Source organism: Haloarcula japonica DSM 6131, from assembly GCF_000336635.1.
In the GTDB taxonomy this organism is placed as follows: domain Archaea; phylum Halobacteriota; class Halobacteria; order Halobacteriales; family Haloarculaceae; genus Haloarcula; species Haloarcula japonica.
In genome coordinates, this window is the sequence record NZ_AOLY01000040.1 from 167,312 (window position 1) to 186,359 (window position 19,048).

Annotated in this window: 15 protein-coding genes; 7 read left to right on the forward strand and 8 right to left on the reverse strand. The window is 61.0% G+C overall.

Annotation, left to right across the window (positions count from 1 at the left end; all coding sequences use genetic code 11):
- Positions 1-388 precede the first annotated feature (388 nt).
- The 4 genes from C444_RS17500 to C444_RS17515 all read left to right on the forward strand — a co-directional run bounded on the left by C444_RS17500 (position 389) and on the right by C444_RS17515 (position 5,609).
- A complete protein-coding gene (locus C444_RS17500; protein ID WP_004594381.1) occupies positions 389-1,459 on the forward strand; it encodes a glycoside hydrolase family 88 protein in 1,071 nt (356 codons plus the stop codon).
- 48 nt (positions 1,460-1,507) lie between these two features.
- Positions 1,508-2,842: a glycerate kinase type-2 family protein gene (locus C444_RS17505; protein WP_004594382.1), complete on the forward strand. Its 1,335-nt coding sequence runs from the start codon at positions 1,508-1,510 to the stop codon at positions 2,840-2,842.
- Positions 2,843-2,973: 131 nt separating this feature from the next.
- On the forward strand, positions 2,974-4,323 hold the full coding sequence (locus C444_RS17510; RefSeq protein ID WP_004594383.1) for a nickel pincer cofactor-dependent isomerase, group 22: 1,350 nt from the start codon (positions 2,974-2,976) through the stop codon (positions 4,321-4,323).
- Positions 4,324-4,511: 188 nt separating this feature from the next.
- Positions 4,512-5,609, forward strand: a complete 1,098-nt coding sequence (locus C444_RS17515; RefSeq protein ID WP_049909592.1) for a Gfo/Idh/MocA family protein — start codon at positions 4,512-4,514, stop codon at positions 5,607-5,609.
- A 163-nt stretch (positions 5,610-5,772) separates the two neighbouring features.
- Here C444_RS17515 and C444_RS17520 read toward each other — a convergent pair whose 3' ends face one another.
- From C444_RS17520 to C444_RS17540, 6 genes are all read right to left on the reverse strand, one after another.
- Positions 5,773-6,582, reverse strand: a complete 810-nt coding sequence (locus C444_RS17520; protein WP_004594385.1) for an aldo/keto reductase — start codon at positions 6,580-6,582, stop codon at positions 5,773-5,775.
- 147 nt (positions 6,583-6,729) lie between these two features.
- Positions 6,730-6,894, reverse strand: a complete 165-nt coding sequence (locus C444_RS22455) for a hypothetical protein (RefSeq protein WP_004594386.1) — start codon at positions 6,892-6,894, stop codon at positions 6,730-6,732.
- 1 nt (position 6,895) lies between these two features.
- On the reverse strand, positions 6,896-8,047 hold the full coding sequence (locus C444_RS17525) for an ABC transporter ATP-binding protein (protein WP_004594387.1): 1,152 nt from the start codon (positions 8,045-8,047) through the stop codon (positions 6,896-6,898).
- Between the two features lie 4 nt (positions 8,048-8,051).
- Positions 8,052-8,963, reverse strand: coding sequence for a carbohydrate ABC transporter permease (locus tag C444_RS17530; RefSeq protein WP_004594388.1), 912 nt, complete (start codon positions 8,961-8,963; stop codon positions 8,052-8,054).
- Complete coding sequence (locus C444_RS17535) at positions 8,956-9,909, reverse strand: carbohydrate ABC transporter permease (RefSeq protein ID WP_004594389.1); 954 nt, start codon at positions 9,907-9,909, stop codon at positions 8,956-8,958. Before C444_RS17535 ends, C444_RS17530 begins: the two co-directional genes overlap by 8 nt.
- 75 nt (positions 9,910-9,984) lie before the next feature.
- On the reverse strand, positions 9,985-11,508 hold the full coding sequence (locus tag C444_RS17540; RefSeq protein ID WP_080509727.1) for an extracellular solute-binding protein: 1,524 nt from the start codon (positions 11,506-11,508) through the stop codon (positions 9,985-9,987).
- A gap of 180 nt (positions 11,509-11,688) precedes the next feature.
- On the opposite strand from C444_RS17540, the gene C444_RS17545 reads away from it, so the two are divergent.
- Both C444_RS17545 and C444_RS17550 read left to right on the forward strand, forming a co-directional pair.
- Positions 11,689-13,740 (forward strand): hypothetical protein, encoded by a 2,052-nt coding sequence (locus C444_RS17545; RefSeq protein WP_004594391.1) that lies wholly within the window; start codon positions 11,689-11,691, stop codon positions 13,738-13,740.
- Between the two features lie 127 nt (positions 13,741-13,867).
- On the forward strand, positions 13,868-14,635 hold the full coding sequence (locus tag C444_RS17550; protein WP_004594392.1) for an IclR family transcriptional regulator: 768 nt from the start codon (positions 13,868-13,870) through the stop codon (positions 14,633-14,635).
- Positions 14,636-15,608: 973 nt separating this feature from the next.
- On the opposite strand, the gene C444_RS17555 is transcribed toward C444_RS17550, so the two are convergent.
- Complete coding sequence (locus C444_RS17555) at positions 15,609-15,911, reverse strand: L-rhamnose mutarotase (RefSeq protein WP_004594393.1); 303 nt, start codon at positions 15,909-15,911, stop codon at positions 15,609-15,611.
- Between the two features lie 76 nt (positions 15,912-15,987).
- Between C444_RS17555 and rhcC the strand changes: the two genes are divergently transcribed.
- On the forward strand, positions 15,988-16,857 hold the full coding sequence (gene rhcC / locus C444_RS17560) for an L-rhamnono-1,4-lactonase (protein ID WP_004594394.1): 870 nt from the start codon (positions 15,988-15,990) through the stop codon (positions 16,855-16,857).
- A 10-nt stretch (positions 16,858-16,867) separates the two neighbouring features.
- On the opposite strand, the gene C444_RS17565 is transcribed toward rhcC, so the two are convergent.
- Entirely contained in the window at positions 16,868-19,048 is a 2,181-nt protein-coding gene (locus C444_RS17565; protein WP_004594395.1) for an LUD domain-containing protein, read from the reverse strand.

Genomic DNA, 19,048 nt, shown 5'->3' on the forward strand with positions numbered 1-19,048 from the left:
TAGGTGATCTTGGTACTGTTGTTCGAACCCTGCGGGATGGTTTGAACTAGTCAGCTATAGAAACAGCCATAACGTAGGCCTATACAAGCTATACTATCCTAATCTATAAAACCTAGTTATGAACATAAACGTGGTGTTTATAAATACTATATGTAGGATACCTATATGTAATTCGATTTTATTAATTTATACCATCTATATTAGATCTATTATGGCCAAATATAATATCAAATGCTACTTATATAAACACATATAGTAGCTTTTAGAATCTAATAGCGTAGACAGTCCGGGATTCGAACCACAATCTGTGCGGCCGTTCACCACCGAAAGCGTCCTCCGGACACATACTTTTTTAATAATACGGCTGGCAGTCTGATATAGCGATCAGATGTCGTCAGATAACCCCACACAGCCAGCAACACGTGCAGCGTCGCATCTCAGAACCCTCGATCTCGATGGGAAATCGTGGATCACCGGCGTCGCGATCAACGGCCTCCTCGCTGAAGGGAGCGAGCAGTCTGTCGAGACTGCCCGAGACCTCGTCGACAGGGCCGTCGCGACGCAGGACGATAACGGACAGTTGGGGTACGGGCCGAGCTATCCTATCGAGGTGTTCAGTCACGGTCGGGAGTACGAGGCTAGCTGGGAACTCACGGTGAAAAAGTGCATGAACACCAACAACACGACAGCTATCGGGCACGGCGTACTCGACTTTTACGAGCGGACGGGCGACGAGCGGTACCTGGACGCGGCTAGGGGAGAGTACGAATGGCTCCAGTCAGTCGACCGGACGGACACCGGGGGAATCCCTCACCACGACCCGGAGGTAGCCGGAATCAAATCGCTATGGATCGATTCGGTGTACATGATGTGTCCGTTTTTCAGCCGGTACGCTGAGGCCGCCGACGAGCCAGCGGCTCACGACGAAGCCGTCACGCAGTATCTGGTCCACGCAGAGCATCTGCGCGACCCTCGAACCGGACTGTTTCGGCATATCTGGGTCGAAACGCCGGACCACTACCCGCAAGGGACGTTCTGGGCGCGGGGGAACGGCTGGGCCGCCGCGGCGGCCGTCGAAATCCTCGACCGGCTGCCGGATGACCACGATCAGCGGGACGAACTTATCGACCACTTCGAAAGCCACTGCGAGAGTTTGCTGCCGCTCCAGGACGGGAGCGGTTTCTGGCACAATCTCGTGGACGACACGGATACGCCGCTTGAGTCCTCCGGGACGCTGATGTTCGCCTACGCGTTCAACCGCGGCATCGAACTCGGGCTCCTCGACGAGGCACAGTACCGGGATGCGGCAGAGGACGCTCTTGAGGCGGTGACCCATGTCGTCGATGACGAGGGAGCGGTCGGCCGCGTCGCCGGTCCTCCGGGCGGGCCAGAAGCGCCGCTGACGGTGACGCCCTACGGCCAGGGCTGGTATCTCATGGCTGCAGATAGCGCCCGCTGAGCCTGCTTTCGAGGTAGATTTTTTACCGACCCGGGTGGAAGGGATGGTATGATCCGCAACCGAGCTGCACTCGCCGCCAGCCCCGCACATGAGGTGGCTCTCGACTGTATCGAGGCCGCCGTGGATGCAGCGGCTCCCGCGGTCGCCACGAGATCGGCGATCAAACGCGACGGTGCCACGCTGACAATCGGTGAGGCCACGTACGACCTCGACAGCTACAGCGATGTCGTTGTCGTCGGCGGTGGGAAAGCTACCGGCGGGGTGACCCGAGCGCTGGAATCGATTCTCGGCGACGCCATCAGCGACGGTCACATCGTCGTCAAGCAGGCCGTCGACACTGACACAGTCCGGAGTTCCGTCGGTGATCACCCGCTGCCGTCGGATCGGAACGTCGAGGCGACGACCGATATCCTCGACGCTGTCGACGACGCCGACGAGGACACGCTAGTCCTGTTTGTCCTGACAGGGGGTGCCAGCGCGCTTCTGTCAGCCCCAGCCGGGGAGCTGACTCTGGACGACCTCCAGACCACGACCGATAGGCTCCTCAGCGGCGGCGTTCCGATTGGGGAGATCAATGCCGTTCGCAAGCACCTCTCGGACCTGAAAGGCGGGCAGATCGCACGGCGCGCGGCTCCCGCCACTGTCGCCGGGTTGCTTCTCAGTGACGTGGTCGGAAACGACCTCTCGACCATCGGAAGTGGGCCGTCTGTTCCGGACGAGACCACGTACGAGGACGCACTGGCAGTGTTCGATAGATACGACCTCACCCCGCCGCCGGCTGTTCGCAAGCACCTGGAAGCCGGCCGAGACGGGGAAATTCCCGAAACGCCGTTTCCCGACGACCCGGCCTTCGACCGGGTCACGAACCTCCTCGTCGGCGACAACGCGACCGCGCTCGAAGCCGCGGCTGACGTTGCACGGGAAGCCGGATACGAACCGCTGGTCCTCACGTCTCGCCTGCGCGGCGAGGCCCGCGAAGTGGCGAAACCGCTCGTCGCCATCGCCGAGGAAGCCACGGCCGCGGGCACACCGGTTCAGCCGCCGGCCGTCCTGCTCGCCGGTGGCGAAACGACCGTGACCGTGACCGGAGACGGCGGCCAGGGTGGCCCCAATCAGGAGTTCGTCCTCTCCGGCGCACTGACTCACGACGGCGATGCGGTCATCGCTGCCGTCGACACTGACGGCGAAGACGGAAGCTCCGACGTCGCCGGTGCCGTCGCCGATACAAGTGTCGTCGACGACCGCGAGCGCGCTCGCGACGCGCTTCTCGCGAACGATGCCGGCTCGTACCTGTCGGAAGCCGGAGCGACAATCGAGACCGGGCCGACGGGGACGAACGTCAACGACGTGGCCGTGATCGTCGTCCCAGATCCGGACACATGACGAGCGCGTTGGGCTGCTGTGACTAGTATCGAACGGGGACGCTGAAACGGACGTTTCGAGACGTGCTGTGTGGCTGGGGTTCGTCGGACCGGTGAGTCACGTTTATGACCTGACGGGCTGATAGGTCACGTATGGACGCAAGCGATCAAGAGATCGCGGCCAGGGCGCTTTCCGTGCCGGAAGAGACAATCATCGAGGCCTGTGGCGACCCGCCGCTCCCGGAACTCGGCGTCATCGAGCAGGTCTGGGAGACCGACCCGATAGCACCGGACGACGTCGCGGCACACGCGGCCCGGGCGGTCGAATCCTTGTCCTTTGCCGACGTACCTGAGGGCGGCGAAGTCGCACTCGGCGTCGGGAGCCGCGGTATCGCAAACCTCCCCACCATCGTCGCCGGCGTGGTCGACGCGGTCTCGGACGCCGGCTACGAGCCGTTCGTCTTCCCGGCGATGGGGAGTCACGGCGGGGCCACCGGCGACGGCCAGCGAACGATGCTGAACGAACTCGGCGTAACCGAGTCCGCTATCGGCTGTGAGATCCGGTCGACCATGGATGTCGTCGAAGTCGGGCGAACACCGGACCGTGACGTTCCCGTCGTCGCGGACGACAACGCCGTGGCGGCCGACGCCATCATCCCGATCAACCGCATCAAACCGCACACGGATTTCGGCGGCCCCGTCGAGAGCGGGCTCTCGAAGATGCTGGTCATCGGTATGGGCAAGCAACGCGGCGCACAGATCGCCCACAAGTGGGCCGTCGACTGGTCGTTCAGACGGATGATCCCAGAGATTACCGGCCAGCTCCTCGAAGAGCTGCCCATCGTCGGCGGCGTCGCAATCGTCGAGGACCAACACGACGACACCACGCTGATAGAGGGTGTGCCGCCGAGCGGCTTTCTCGACCGCGAGGAGGAACTGTTAGAGACCGCTTACGAACTGATGCCGAAGCTCCCGTTCGAGGAACTCGACCTCGTGGTATTCGACCGTCAGGGGAAAGAGATCAGCGGCCAGGGGCTCGACACCAACGTCATCGGCCGCCGGCCGTTCTCGATTAACGAACCGGCCCCGGAGACGCCTGAGATAAAGCGCATCTTCACCCGGGGGTTGACCGAAAAGACCCACGGCAACGCGATGGGCGTTGGCTCGGCAGACGTTGTCCACGAGGACATCGTCGCGGAACTCGACGCACAGACCTCGCTCATCAACGCCCTCACGGCCAGCACGATCCGCGGGGTGAAGTTACCCCCGGTCGTCGAGACAGACCGGGCCGGCATCGTCGCTGCGCTGTCGACCATCGGCGTCGTCGACACCGACACCGTTCGCGTGCTCCGTGCGGCCGATACGATGCACCTCCACCAGCTCTACGCGTCACCAGCGCTCGTCGAGGCTGCGCGCGACCGCGAGGACCTCCGCGTCGTCGAGGAGCCGTCACCTATCGAGTTCGACAACGGACAGCTCGTCGCGCCATCGCTTCACGAGTAGGAGTTCCCTGATTTGTGCGGCGCTGGGTCGCCTTCCCCGCCGACCACGGCACGGACACTCAAAGATTTATAAGGTCCGCTACTGATGTGTTATCTACGGAGAGCGCCAGCCGCTGGTAGCGGACTGTCTCGTCAGCGCTGCAGACGGCGCCCGAGCCACGTCTGTGTCCAGCCACGGCACCACCACACATGACATATAGAGCAGGCATAATCGGAACGGGCGGTATCGCTGGAATGGGTATCCTCGGCATGCACGACGAGGACGAGATCGGCACGGAGAAGATCGAAGCGAGCCACGCCGGCGGCTACGCGAGCACCTCCGAGATCGAACTCGTCGCCGTCGCCGACGTCGACGAGGAGAAACTGTCGACGTTCGGCGACGCGTGGGATATCCCAGAGGACCGCCAGTACGTCGGTCACGACGCGATGCTCGCGGCGGAGGACCTGGACGTGGTCTCGGTCTGTACGCCGTCGTTTCTCCACCACGAACACACGGTCGCCGCCGCGGAGTCGGCGGCCGACCCGGACGTCGTCTGGTGTGAGAAACCCATCGCTTCGCAGGTCAACGCTGCCGAGGAGATGATCGACGTCTGCGAGGCGACGGACACCGAACTCGTCGTCAACCATTCGTTCCGGTTCACGGACAAACTCCAGCGCCTCCATGACCTCATCAACGACCGCGACCTCCTCGGCGAGGTCAAGTCGGTGAGCACGCAGTACCGGATGGAGCTGATGCGGAACTCCACGCACGTCTTGGACACGCTCGTCTACCTCCTCGATACCAGAGCCTCGGAGGTCAGCGGGTACATCACAGGGGAAAACGAGGCCGTCGATTCGCTGGACGCGGCCCAGGAGGTCGTCGACGCCGGTGGCGGCGGGCACGTGGTGATGGACGACGACTCCTTCGTGACCGTCGACTGCACGATCCCGCGGGACATGTCCTCGATGACGCTGAACTTCATCGGAACCGAGGGCAAACTGTACATGAACAACGACGACGGCGAGTGGCGCTACTGGTCGCTGGAAGACGGCGACCACGTCGAGGAGCCGCTGCCCGGAATCGAGGGCGCGTGGACCTGGGAAGACGATTACCAGCGCTCGTTCGCCAACGCGGCGACACACGTGCAGGACCTGCTCAACGGCGAGTCCGAGAACTACTCGCCCGGCACCGAGGCCGTCAGGTCCCTCGAAATCATCGTCGGGTTCTACCTCTCACACTACACCGGGTCGACGGTGGACATCCCGCTGGCACAGCCGCTTCGAGATATTTCCATCACGTCCTGGTAAACACTGTTTTCGGCGGAAGACACTCGCTTGTCTCGGTTCCCGATTGCCCCCTCTCATCGAAACCTCGATAATACAGCCCTGCCGGCGAAACCTCAATCGCGTTCGAAAAAGGCCTGTGCGTCTCCGATACACTGACTACACGCAACCAGCGTTCACGCCGGATTCAGTCTTCGAGCCACGGCGCGCCGTCGCGTTCGACGTACCGCTCGGTTCGCTCGATGCTCTCGATTCGTTCGATGTCTTCGTCGTCGAGCTCGAGGTCCAGCGCGCCGAAGTTGTCCCGGATGTGGGCCTCGCTCGTCGCCTTCGGCACTGTGCGGACGTTCTCGCGGCCGAGCAGCCACGCGAGGCTGACCTGTGGCGCACTCACGTCGTGTTTCTCTGCGATAGCCTCGACCTCGGGAATGTCGAAGACGTCCCCGCGGGCCAGCGGCGAGTACGCGACGTGGTAGTAGTCGTGTTCCCGAGCGTGTTCGACGAGTTCGTCCTGCTGTAACAGCGGGTGGGTCTCCGCCTGGTGGGCGAACAGGGGGGATTCCAGGTGGTCCATCGCCTCGTCGAGAAGTTCCGTACTGAAGTTACAGACGCCGACGTGATCGATGAGGCCGCGGTCGACGAGTTCGTCGAACGCCGGCATCGTCTCGGCGGCGTCGTAGTTCCCGACCGGCCAGTGAACGTACAGCAGGTCGAGGGAGTCGAGTCCCAGTCGGTCGAGCGTGACCTCCAGTCCCTCGATGACTTCGTCGTGGGCCAGTCCGAACTTCTCCGCGTGGACCTTCGACCCGACGAACACGTCTTCCCGCGGGACGTCGGCGCTGGCGATTCCCTCACCGACGGCTTCCTCGTTGCCGTAGTACTGTGCTGTATCGATGTGCTGATAGCCCATCTCCAGGGCTGTCCGAACGCTCTCCGCGCAGACCTCCGGATCGGTGTTCTGCCACGTTCCGAGACCAATAGCTGGTAATTCGCTCATATGGGAAAGAACACCAGCAACGCACATATCTCTTGTGATTACTCCTGACACGTCGGCGAGGGATGCCGCTGGCGTCGGGCAGTGAAAACCGGCTGCTATGTTGAAACGAACGGGTCGAGAACCGAGACAAACCGCGATTGTCCGGTACTACGCCAGTTGCCGTCGCTCGGACCGCCGCTCTCTGAGCCAACTGAGAAGCTTGGGCAGGAACCGGTACCGGACATCGAAGTACAGCGACACCGCGCCGTAGATCCAGAGCGCGAACAGCAGCGTCATCGCGACGACGTAGGCGATGCCAGCGGTCGTTGGCATCTCAGGCTTCCCCCTCGACAGCCGTTTCCTCGGCGACTGCAGCAGCATCGACGAGGCTGTGCGTGATCGCGTCACCGGTGGTGCCGTCGAAGACGTGCACGTCGTCACGGGAGAACACGACCTCGATTGAGTCCCCCTCGCTGAGGTCCTTGTCGGGATCGACGCTCATGAGCAGCTCCGTGGTGTCGCCGTCAGTTTCGGACAGCAGGTAGGCGTAGGTCTGGTCGCCGACCGGCTCCAGCACGTCCACGGACACCGTGACGGGGCGGCTCGGGTGCGCGATGTCGTCGGCATCGGCCGCGAGGTAGATGTCCTCCGGCCGGATTCCCACCGTGACCGGGTCGCCCTGCTGGAGCGGCGTATTAGTCGTATCGAACTCGACGCTGAAATCGCTGACATCGAGGTCGTCACCGTCAACCTGGCCGTTGAAGAGATTCATCGACGGACTGCCGATGAACTGTGCGACGAACGTGTTCACCGGCCGGTTGTAACACTCAAGCGGCGGCGAGCACTGCTGGAGCTCCCCGTCGTTGATGATCGCGATGCGGTCGGACATCGTCATCGCCTCTTCCTGGTCGTGGGTGACGTACACCGACGTGATGCCCAGTTCCTTCTGGAGGCGCTGGATCTCCGTCCGCATCGCCACCCGGAGCTTTGCGTCGAGGTTTGCCAGCGGCTCGTCCATCAGGAACACGTCCGGCTCGCGGACGATGGCGCGGGCGATACCGACCCGCTGTTGCTGGCCGCCGGAGAGCTCGTCGGGGCTGCGGTCGAGCATCCCTTCCAGCTGGACGATTTCGACCGCGTTCTCGACCCGGCGGTCGATCTCTTCCTGGTCGAAGTCCCGGAGCCGGAGGCCGAAACTGATGTTTTCGTACACCGTCATGTGGGGGAACAGCGCGATGTTCTGGAACACCATCGCGATGTTCCGGTCCTTCGGTGGTTTGTTCGTCACGTCTCGACCGGCGATTTCTATCGTGCCGCTCGTCGGTGTCGTCAGGCCGGAGATCGTCTCCAGGGTGGTGGATTTGCCGCACCCGGATGGCCCGACCAGCGTGACGAACTCGCCGTCTTCGATGGTCAGGTTCATGCCTTCGACAGCGATGACATCTTCGTACTCTTTGCGAACGTCGGTGAGGTTGACTTCTCCCATGTATTTACTCCTTCAGGCCGCCCGCGGTCAGGCCGCGGACGATATGTTCTTGCGCGATGATGACGAGCACTGCGATGGGGATGATCCCGATGAGGCTCGCGGCCGCCATCATATTGTACATCTGTGTGTGTTGCTGCTGGAAGTTCAGTATCCCGTACACCAGGACGGCCCAGTTCTCCGGCGAGCCGTCGGTCATGATGAACGAGAAGAAGAACTCCCGGTAGACGCCGATGAACACGATAATCGCGGCGGTCACGACGCCTGGTGCCGACAGTGGCATGATGACCCGGAACAGCGCGCCGAGCCGGGTCGTCCCTTCCACCCTGGCGGCGTCCTCCAGCCCGTCGGGGATCTGGCTGTAGAACGTCGTCAGGATGAATATCGTGATCGGCAAGCTCAGCATCGTGAACGGGAACACCATCCCCCACGGCGTGTTGTAGAGGTCTGGCGTCGGCGTTCCGAGAATGCTCAGCGAGCCGGTGAGCAGCTCGAACAGCGGGATCAGGAAGGCGATGCCCGGGAAATACGAGATTATCAGTAGCAACACCAGGAGCGGCCCCTTTCCGGGGAAATCGACCCGCCCGAAGGCATAGCCCGCGAGGCTCCCCAGCGTGATACAGACGATGACCGTCACCGTCGCGATGAGGATGCTGTTGAAGATGTAATGATGCAGCGGGTATTCCTGTACAACAGTCGCGAACACGCCGATGTTGAAGTTCTCGGGCACGATCCCCATCTGGTAGAGCTGGTTGTCCGGCGTCACTGCCAGAACCAGCAGCCAGTAGAACGGGAACAGCGTGATCATGATGAACGATACGAGCCCGACCCAGAAGCCCAGCCGGTAGACGTCGGCGGAGTTTTGGATCGTGTACTGGACGATACGGCCGGTCAGGCCGGTGTATTCCTGTTCACTCATTGGTTGACTCCCGGAATCTGACGATGTAGACCATGATTATCACAGCGATGACGAGCGCGGTGATAAAGGCAATCGCCGACGCGGTCGCCCAGCGCTGTTGGCGGAACGTCTGGACGACCAGACAGGTCAGCGTCGGAACCGTGGCACAGCCCGCTGACGCCTCAACGATGCCGTAGATCTTCATCGAACTGATCGTATAGAAGATCATACCGATGAACAGTACCGGCTTGATCTGTGGCAGCGTGATCATGCGGAACTGCTGCCACTTCGTCGCGCCTGCGACCTCGGCCACGTCGTAGAGGTTGCGGTCGATGCTCGCGATCCCGGCCATGATGATGAGCGCGATGAAGGGGATCTTCCGCCAGATATCGATGAGTATGACTATGATAGTCGAGTCCTGGCTGTTTATCAGCGGGTTATCGCTGAACACGCCTAGGTTCGCCAGCGGCTCGACGAACGGGCTCAGCGAGGGCTGGAACAGCAGGAAGAACATCATACCCTGGATGACAATCGGGATGGACCACGGGAGGATGACGATGGTCCGGGCGTACCGTCGCCCTTTGAACTCCTTGTTGAGGATGATCGCCATGCCGAGTCCCAGCACGGTTCCGATAGCCACGCTCACGACCGTGATGAGGAGCGTGACGATGAGCGCGCTGGAAAACGGTGCTTGTAGGTCAAAGAACGGCGATGACAGGATCGCGTTCGCGTCGCCGCTGAGTATCTGGACGTAGTTTTCGAGGCCGACGAACTCGCCGATCGGGTGTGTTCCGGTCAGGTCGTCGTCCTGTAGCGAGAAGTACAACGTCTTGACCAGTGGATAGAACGCCAGAACCGAGAGGACGAGGAACACGGGCGAAACGAGGAGGAACCCGTATTTGGCCTCGTCCAACTGCTCGATCCTGAGGAAGATCGGCGACACTGCTTGCTGGACTTTTTGTTTCATAGTGTTCGTACTAGCACAGCCCGTAGCCCGGGGACTTGTAGATTACTACGCATGTCATCGAAGCTCGGGGCACGGTTACGACTCCTGTTCCTCGATCTGTTCGACCTGTTCTTGTGCGGCAGCGACGGCCTCTTCTGGGGACTTCTGCTGATTGAGACAGGCGTGGAACTCCTGTCCGATGGCAGATTTCTGCGGGTCCCAGACGGCGTTGATCGGCGGGGCGAACTGGTTCTCGGACTGGAACTGCAGCGTGTCGAGATGGCGGTTCATCACGTCGACCTCCTGTGCCCGGTCGGAGGTGAACAGGCCGGGCTTGGGTGGTGTCGATCCGGTCGCCTCGAAGATTGTGAGGTAGAACTCGTCGGAGGTCATCGCTTTGATGACTTCGACGGTCGCGGCCAACTTCTCCGTATTGGGGTTGATAGAGAGATGCCAGCCGCCGAGCTTGGCGTTCGTGCCGCCGGTGCCTTCGTAGGACGCCTCCGACTCGGAGACGCCGTAGGGGTACGGCATGACGCCGAGGTCCTCGCCGAATTTCTCCTCGCTGCCGAAGTCGGCGATGGCGAACGACCAGTTCCGGTGCATGATCGCTTCGCCCGCGCTGAACGACTCCATCGAGGGGGACGTGTCCCAGCCGAGGGCGTCCGATGGAGTGATGCCGCCATCGAGGCCATCGATGGCGTACTCGTCATCGCTCCCGTAGAGGAACGTCCGGAACTGTCGGAGCGTGTCGATCGTCTGTTGCTCGTCGATTGTGACAGACCGGTCACCGATTGGCCCGTTCTGGTTCGACATGTCGCCGAAGTAGTTGCCCCCGTTCGTGACGAGGTGTTCGTAGCCGCTGATGCTCCCGATGTTCCGCTGGTTCATCGCGGTCGTGTAACCGTGGTCGGTCCCCGCCTCCTCTTTCGCTGCTTTCGTGACTTCCGCGAAGTAGTCCCAGGTGAGCGGCTCAGTCGCCCAGTTCTCTCCCTCGGGGTCGTAGCCGGCTGCTTCGACCAGGTCTTTCCGGTACTGGATGGTCGGGATATCGATGAACTGGGGAACGCCGTACAGGCCGCCGTCCCAGCGCATCGAGTCGACCATCACCTGCGAGTAGTCGTTTTCGAGCTCCGTCATCTTCTCGTCGCCGAGGACCCCCGAGAGGTCGAGCAGCCACTCACGGGGGGCGAAAAACGGCGTGTACGCGAAGTTCGTCAGCATGAAGTCCGGTGTCGACCGGCCTGCTGAGAGGATCTGGTTGTACCGGTCTTGCAGGTCGTCAGCCCCCCAGACGGTCGTCGAGAAGTTGATATCGATGCTCTCGGGCAGCCCTGCGTCGTAGGCCGCCTGCTGGAGCTGATCCGAAATGTTGCCAAACAGGGGAGCTGTACTGTATTCGACTGTAACGTCCTCGCCACTGTACTCGATGTCTTCCGCCGTCGGTGTATCGCCCCTGCCGTTGCTGTCACCACCATCGCCACTCCCGTTTCCGGTCCCGGAACAGCCGGCCAGTCCGAGGGCGACACCTGTCGCACCCACCGATGCGACAAACTGTCGTCGGGAAAGTGCACTGGCGGCTTTTCGGCTGTTCGTGGTCTCACTGCTGTTGCGTCTCATACTCGGCATATCATACTCTCCCTATATAAAATTATTGTTTGGGTATATTTCTGTTCGTGCTCAGCCGCTGTCCAAAGCCTGCTCAATCGGATCTTCAGTCGGCTGCTGTCCTCCCTCCCAAAACTATAAGAAATAATGGTTTGATACTGAACTCGCTGTGGCAACACAGCACGAGGTACCATGAGTCACGACGATACGTCACCGACCGACGGCGAATCGACTTCAGACTACACGCTCCCGCGACGAGGTGCACTCGCTTTGCTCGGGGCCGGCATCGTCGGCCTCGGTACGGGGTCTGCAAGCGCGGCACAGAACGGCGACAACGGAAACCAGCCGTGGTACGACTGGGGGTCCGACGTTGACGCACACGAGAACGCACTGCAGAACCTCGGCTCGCTCTCGATGGCAGGGACAGACGCCGCAGTCTCCGAGTTCACCGGCGACAACCTCTCGGTCACTGACGGGACACTCAACGCCAGCGGTGGGGTCCCAGGATCGGTCCATATCGTCACGGAGTATCCGGGCGAAACACTCGATCAGAAGATCGAGAACGTACTCGACGCGCTTCCCGGGGGCGATGACATCCCCAACCAACAGCCCGGCCACCGCATCGTGGTCCCTGCTCCGGACCCCGACGATCCCGCCGCGGCCGACGGACTGCCGGCGTGGCGCGTCGAGTCGCCGATCGTCATCGACGACAACACCGGCAAGCTCGTCTTCGACATGGGCTGGACGCTCATCTACGCGACCGACACGATCGAGAGCTTCTTCGTCCTCGGCCCGGACGAGAAGACCGAAAACATCACGCTCAACGGCGGGATGTTCTACGCGAAGGAGAACCTCGAACGGTCGTTCATCGACATCCAGGGCGTCGGTCACATGCACGTCTCCCGGATGTACCTCCAGAACTTGGAGGGCCGCAACACCGTTCCGGCCGGTATCAGACTGGCCGATTACCACGGCTCCAGCGAACTGACGATCCACGACACCGAAGTGACCGGCTGCCGGGACGGTTTCCTCGCCGAACACGGGAGCGATGACGTGCCGTACGGCCCCGCGTTCGACCTGGACATCTACAACTGGCGCGGCGGCGGGGGCGAGCACAGCATCCGAATCGACGGCGGCGCGACCATCAACCTCGATTCGATACAGTGTGGCGGCCACCCGCTCCAGTCCGTCAGCGAGAGCATCGTCAAACTGGAGAACTCGGTCACGTCGACGCGGAAGGTGTCGATCTCGAACGTCCGGGAGCGCCACAACGCTATGGAGTATCACAGCGGCGTCACAGTCGCTGACGTGACCGACGGCGATGGTGACAGACACGACGGCGTCTATATCCAGAACGTCGACTGCTACAACGCCGAAGTCGGAACCGACATCGAATACGTCACCTACTTCGACCAGCAGAACGTCCGTCCGGCACCGGAAATCGGTGGCGACGCCGCCGGGTCGACGCGGTGGTTCGACGACGGTACCCAGCGACACGAAACCTCGCAATCGCACGCCTTCCATGCCGGGGACGGCGACGGGCCATCACTGGTGGTCGGCGAGTCGGACGTAGAGGTCCCAGGGGCCGGCAACGGTGCGATCCTCACGACACCCGACGGATCGAGCGAGTATCGCGTTCGCGTGGACAACGACGGCTCGCTCGTGACCGAACCGGTGGAGGGCGGCGGCGATACGCGCGCAGGTATCGTCGACAGTTTCGAGGGCGGTGACCTCTCCGCGTACGACGGTGCGACCGACGCATACGTCGTGAACAGCGATCCACCAGTGGGCGACGGCGATCTCAGTCTGAAGAACACGTCCGGCGGCACTGCCATCATCACCTCCACGGACGGACTCCCACGCTATCCTCAGTCGGGCGATACGTTTGCGGCAGCGGCCGCACGGACTGAAACGACCAGCAATCTCGGTATCGCGTTCGGTGTGCAAGACGCGCAGAACTTCTATTTCGCTCGCATCTATCCGGAAGGAGACAGCGACAGACTACAACTCTACAAGCGCGAGGATGGAGACTACACGCAGCTAGCAGAATCGAGCCTCTCGGTCGAGACAGGCGTCCTGTATGACCTCGTCATCGACTGGGCGTCGCTCGGTTCCATCAACGTCACGCTCCGTGGCCCTGACGGGTCCGACCTCGGGTCCGTGACAGCGAGCGACGAGACGTTCGAAGACGGTGGAATCGGGGTCAGGAGCACTGGCGCACTCGATAACGTGCGTATCCTTTGAGGGAATACAGGAACCCGGATTCCGGATATTTTTCGTCCGCTCCTAAACGCACTCGATTCAGTATTACTGGATCTGAGTTCGGGAAAGCTGGAGTAGATTTATACATGTTGACGACCTCGTTTCGCCTATGGTTGACCAGCAGAACTCCAATGCTGTCAAGACTGCACAGACGACCTTCGACATCCTGGAAGAACTGAAAGACCGTAACGAAGCGACGTTAGCGGAGTTGACACAGGCGTTCGATCTCTCGAAGAGCAGTATCCACAACTATCTCACGACGCTTGAGGCGGACGGGTACGTCGTCAAGGAGGGCGGCCGATACAAGGTCGGCCTTCGACTGCTCGATCTCGGTGGCCACGCGCGACATCATGAACGGATATACGACATCGCAAAAGACGAGGTTGCGGCGTTGGCCGAGGAGACGGGCGAACTGGCGAATCTTATGGTCGAACAGAAGGGAAAGGGGGTGTACCTCTACCGAACCCACGGCGCGGACGCAGTCAAGACGGATTCCTACACCGGCCAGCGCGTGTATCTCCACAATACCGGGCTCGGGAACGCTATCCTCGCGCACCTCTCCCGCGACCGCGTGAACGAGATTCTCGATACCCACGGTATGCCTGCGACGACGGAAAACACGATTACCGACAGGGAGGAACTGTTCGCCCATCTCGATGAGGTCCGGGAGGCGGGAATCGCCTTCGACGACGAGGCCCGCGTCGAGGGGCTCCGCTGTGTAGCCGTACCCATCGTTAACAACAACAACACTGTCGAGGGGGCGATAAGCGTCTCCGGCCCGACGAGCCGGTTCCAGGACGAACGGTTCCGCGAGGAACTGCCTGCGAAACTGAAAAGCGCCGCCAACGTTATCGAACTGAATATCACGTACACGTGACGGATCCGCACAGCAATATCCAGTACTACTGTAGCTAAGTACAGAATCATAGAATGGTCCTTCAGTTTGAACCAATTTGTAAACCGGTTTCTGCGTTTCTCCACTAATTATGCTATGCTATCCGGGATACTATTTCACCTGTTCCGCGATTTGGAACATAATTCAGGATAGCTTGCGAGACACGATGGTATACTGAACCAGAAACCGAACTCTCGAACGAATTCACAGTCCATAACAGATGTACGTACGTTAGAGTATGAGTTTCAACCAATCGATTCCTTGTGTACCTGTTTCAGGTTACGGGAAACCAGGGAAACTCGATAGTGCGGACAAAGGGAACCAGTGGGCTGGTAACAGGAGAGTCCGGGCATATCACAGTCGTACATGTGTTATATAAATCGAGGAATCACTGCTATGCTTGATCGTCAATTATCCTGTTCGTCTCATTGCTTCCGGAATTACCGGAATATTTCGGCTAAATCCTGTGTGTAACGCGGTGGGACTGATCCGTCCTGTGGCATCGAAACGTCCGGAAACGGGTGAGTTAAGCAGCCGCACACTGTGTTCAGAGTACGAAGACTGTAGGCCCACACCTTGGCCATGTCCTACTGGATGGTGTCGCTCTCGTCGGATTGCTTGCCGGTTCTCTGACGACTTGACTCACACTTTCCGGTAGTACCGGAACATATTCACGGAATCCGCGTCAGTGGGGAAACTATATCGAAATTACCGAGGAAATTAACTGATTATCCAGTGTGATCGACCTCTCAACTGGTTATACAGACGGTACCGGGCTTTTCGTTCAATATCGATCTCATGTCGATGGGTGCCTTCTCCGGCAATACCGGAAGATGGTGTGTCGTACAGTAGCATACCAAATTGAATGACAGGGGTAGTCCCAGTATCTCTACGGGAACAGGTATCCAGGTTCTATCCGATACGAACGGGAAGGCAACAACGACTCACGCGGCGGTCACACCATCCGATACACCTCGTCCATCCACTGGTCCTCCGAGTCGATAAGAATCGGGTCCATCACCTCCGCCCACGCTGCCTGTGCCTCGCTGTCTTCCATCACCGTCTTGATTTTCTCCGGATCCTCGACCTCCATGAACCCGAACACGTGACCGTCTTTCTCAAACACGCTGTACGTCTCGATGCCGGCCCCCGAATCGAGATACGCCGATTCGAGGGCGTCCGGTACGTCTCCGTGTTCCTCGCGGTAGGCCTCACGCTCGCCTTCCTTGATACGGAGGTGAAATGCTATTCGTGCCATGCAAATGCGTTCGGTGGCCCTGGCCATAGTTCTTCCGCGGGTAAGACTTAGGTTCGTTACCGACGACACTGAGAGTATGTTCGATACTCATACGCACGCATGGGGTGCAGCGAGCACGGAACACCCGTGGGTGAACGGGCCGATACTGGACCTCGTCGATTCCTTCGACGTACACACGGTGTACACGGCCGACCGGCTCCTCGCGGATATGGATCGGAACGGCATCGACGACGCCGTCGTCGTCGGATACCCCATCTGTGATTGGACGGACAACTGGTACACCCGGCGGGTTGCGGCCGAATACGACCGCCTTCATGGTATCGTAATGCTCGATCCATTTGCCGACGACGCGGCGACTCAGCTGCGAGAGTGTATGCGGACCGAGGGTGTCCTCGGGTTCCGGCTGGGTGCCGCTTGCCCGTACGACCAGATGTGGGAAACGTTCGACCCGAACGTCTCTTGGCTCCGCGAGGCGATTGCGGAAACCGAGTTCTGGGAGACGGCACTGGAACTCGATGCGACGGTCCAGATCCTTTGTGACCACAGCCAGCTCGATCAGGCGCTGGAACTGGTGGATGCGTATCCGGAGCTGACGTATCTGTTCGACCACTTCGCCCACGCGGGCCCGGAGACGCCGACGGACAACGGGACGTTCGCGCAGTTTGCCGAACTCGCCGACTACGAGACGGTCGCGGTGAAGGTATCGGAGATTCCCCACATGTCCGACTCGGCGTTCCCCTACGTGGACATGCACGATCACGTTCGTTGGCTCCTGGACACGTTCGGCCAGGAGCGGGTCATCTGGGGCTCGGACTATCCGAATGTCAGCGATGTAGCGAGCTACGCCGAAGCCCGAAATTGGCTCCGGGAAGTCGATTCAGTATCAGAACAGGACCGAAAGTGGATAACGGACCGGGCGTTCCGCCGGCATGTGGATATCGAGTGAGATCGACCGATTACGTCGCCAGTAGCTCGATGGGATGGCGCGGCTGGCGTTCCAGCAGGGCGTCGATCTGTTCGAGACAGGAGGTCCCGCTGGCGACGACGGGACGGTCTTGGACGCCGTCGTCGCGTAACTGCGTCCGAAGCCTGTCGCCGACGTCCATGCTCAGTTCGTAGTAGTCGGACTTGTACCCGAAGCTCCCGGCCATGCCACAACACTCCACGTCGGACGTGATCACGTCGTAGCCACAGTCTTCGAGGACAGCGACGGTATGGGCTTCGAGCCCGAGGGTCCGCTGCTGGCAGTGGCTGTGGTACGCGATTTCGGCCCCCTCGACGGTCGAGAGCGAATCGGTGGACGCGCCGTTGTCGAGTAGCCCGAACACGTATTCGAACACCTCGTAGCTGTTCTCCGCGATGTCGGAAAACGTCGTCTCGTCGACGAGCCGCTCGTACTCGCGTGTGAACATCGCGTGGTCGCTGGGTTCGATAACGACCACGTCGCGGTCGTCTTCGATGTGAGGGCCGAGCGTCTCTGTGACCCGTTCGGCGTGATCGGTCGCCGTCGCAACCATCCCCTGAGACAGCGGCGCGCGGCCGCTTGACGGAGCCGGTGGGACCACCACGTCGACGCCCAACGATTCGAGGACCTTCACGGCGGCTTTACCACGTTCGACCTGGACGTGGTTCGTGTACAGGTCAGGGTACAGTACCGCCCGGCGCTCGGGGTCGTCCACCTGTGAGTCACGGTTAGTGGCCCAGTCGACGAGGGTCTCTCGCTCGAATGTCGGGAGATCTCGACGCGGGTCGATGCCCAGAACTCGTGACATCGCCTGCCGGGCAACCGTCGTGTCGGCCAGCCAGTTCGACACCGGCGCTGTGGCGCTGCCGAGCTTTGCGACGGTCTCGAAGTTGCCGAAAAAGCGCTTCTGGAGGGGGGCACCGTCGTCCTCCTCGTCGGGCGTGAGTCCGTCGACGAGCCACTCCCCGGGGGCGTCCTTGTCGCGGTTGATTCGGTCCCGGACCACGGTGTTGATCCAGGGGATGTCGATGCCGACAGGACAGGCGTTCACACACCGCGTACATCCGGTACAGAGGTCGTTGAACTCCTCGGCCACGTCCAGCCCTTCGATGCCGGCTTCCCATCCCGTCGCAATACCGCCCGAATACGTCTCCCCGCCGAACGCGTGCCCGCCCACGCTCTGGAAGTTCGCACAGGAGTTCGAACAGGCCGAGCAGCGGATGCAGTACAGCGTCTCCCGGAGGTGTTCGTCGTCCCGCATCTCCAACCGGCCGTTGTCGATGAGCACGAGGTGGAAATCGCGGTCGGCGTCGAACTCGGACAGAGGCGTCTCGTCGTCGGTGAAATCGACGACCGGCGTATCGACCGGCGGGGTCAGCAGCGAGACGTAGGACGTGATGTCCTGGCCGGTGCCCGACCGACCGATGAGTTCGATGAACGGGTGGAGGTCCGCGACTGTCGGAACGACCTTTTCGACACCCGCTACTGCGACGTGCGTGTCCGTCGCCGCCACCGTTTTACGGGCGTTGCCCTCGCTGGTGACCAGCGCCATTGTCCCCGTGTCGGCCGTGATGAAATTCGCGCCGGTGATGCCGACTTCCGCGTCGATGATCTGCTCGCCCAGCTTTTCCCGGGCGAAGCGGGTCAGCTCCTCAGCGGTCTCCAGTGGGTCCTCGGGGTCGAATTGTTCGTTGAACAGCTCCGCGATGCTCTCGCGAGACTTGTGGATCGCCGGGGCGACGATGTGGGAGGGGGCTTCGTCGGCGACCTGTAACACCCACTCGCCCAGGTCCGTTTCGACCACGTCCACGCCGTCCGCTTCGAGCGCGTCGTTGACCTCGATCTCCTCGCTCGTCATCGACTTGCTCTTGACGACCCGGTCAGCCGCTCGCTCGTCGACAACGTCACGGATGTAGTTGTTCGCATCGGTGGCATCGTCGGCGATGTACACCGTCCCGCCGTTCGCTTCGATGGTCTCCGTCAACTGGTCGAGGAGATTCGGGAGGTCGGCGATGGCGTCCTCCTTGATACTACGGGCCGCTCGTTTGAGGTCCTCGTAGTCCTCTAGGTCCGCGACAGAGTCGTACCGTCCGGAATTGAACGCCTGCGTGTTCTCCGCGATTGCAACTCCCTCGGTCCGCATCAGTTCGCGGAGTTCGTCGGCGGTCGCCAT

Excerpts from the sequence above, each read along its gene's own strand:
- C444_RS17500 (WP_004594381.1), top strand. The coding sequence starts at position 389 with ATGTCGTCAGATAACCCCACACAGCCAGCAACACGTGCAGCGTCGCAT.
- C444_RS17505 (WP_004594382.1), top strand. The coding sequence starts at position 1,508 with ATGATCCGCAACCGAGCTGCACTCGCCGCCAGCCCCGCACATGAGGTG.
- C444_RS17510 (WP_004594383.1), top strand. The coding sequence starts at position 2,974 with ATGGACGCAAGCGATCAAGAGATCGCGGCCAGGGCGCTTTCCGTGCCG.
- C444_RS17515 (WP_049909592.1), top strand. The coding sequence starts at position 4,512 with ATGACATATAGAGCAGGCATAATCGGAACGGGCGGTATCGCTGGAATG.
- C444_RS17520 (WP_004594385.1), bottom strand. The coding sequence starts at position 6,582 with ATGAGCGAATTACCAGCTATTGGTCTCGGAACGTGGCAGAACACCGAT.
- C444_RS22455 (WP_004594386.1), bottom strand. The coding sequence starts at position 6,894 with ATGCCAACGACCGCTGGCATCGCCTACGTCGTCGCGATGACGCTGCTG.
- C444_RS17525 (WP_004594387.1), bottom strand. The coding sequence starts at position 8,047 with ATGGGAGAAGTCAACCTCACCGACGTTCGCAAAGAGTACGAAGATGTC.
- C444_RS17530 (WP_004594388.1), bottom strand. The coding sequence starts at position 8,963 with ATGAGTGAACAGGAATACACCGGCCTGACCGGCCGTATCGTCCAGTAC.
- C444_RS17535 (WP_004594389.1), bottom strand. The coding sequence starts at position 9,909 with ATGAAACAAAAAGTCCAGCAAGCAGTGTCGCCGATCTTCCTCAGGATC.
- C444_RS17540 (WP_080509727.1), bottom strand. The coding sequence starts at position 11,508 with ATGAGACGCAACAGCAGTGAGACCACGAACAGCCGAAAAGCCGCCAGT.
- C444_RS17545 (WP_004594391.1), top strand. The coding sequence starts at position 11,689 with ATGAGTCACGACGATACGTCACCGACCGACGGCGAATCGACTTCAGAC.
- C444_RS17550 (WP_004594392.1), top strand. The coding sequence starts at position 13,868 with ATGGTTGACCAGCAGAACTCCAATGCTGTCAAGACTGCACAGACGACC.
- C444_RS17555 (WP_004594393.1), bottom strand. The coding sequence starts at position 15,911 with ATGGCACGAATAGCATTTCACCTCCGTATCAAGGAAGGCGAGCGTGAG.
- rhcC (WP_004594394.1), top strand. The coding sequence starts at position 15,988 with ATGTTCGATACTCATACGCACGCATGGGGTGCAGCGAGCACGGAACAC.
- C444_RS17565 (WP_004594395.1), bottom strand. The coding sequence starts at position 19,048 with ATGGCGACCGCCGACGAACTCCGCGAACTGATGCGGACCGAGGGAGTT.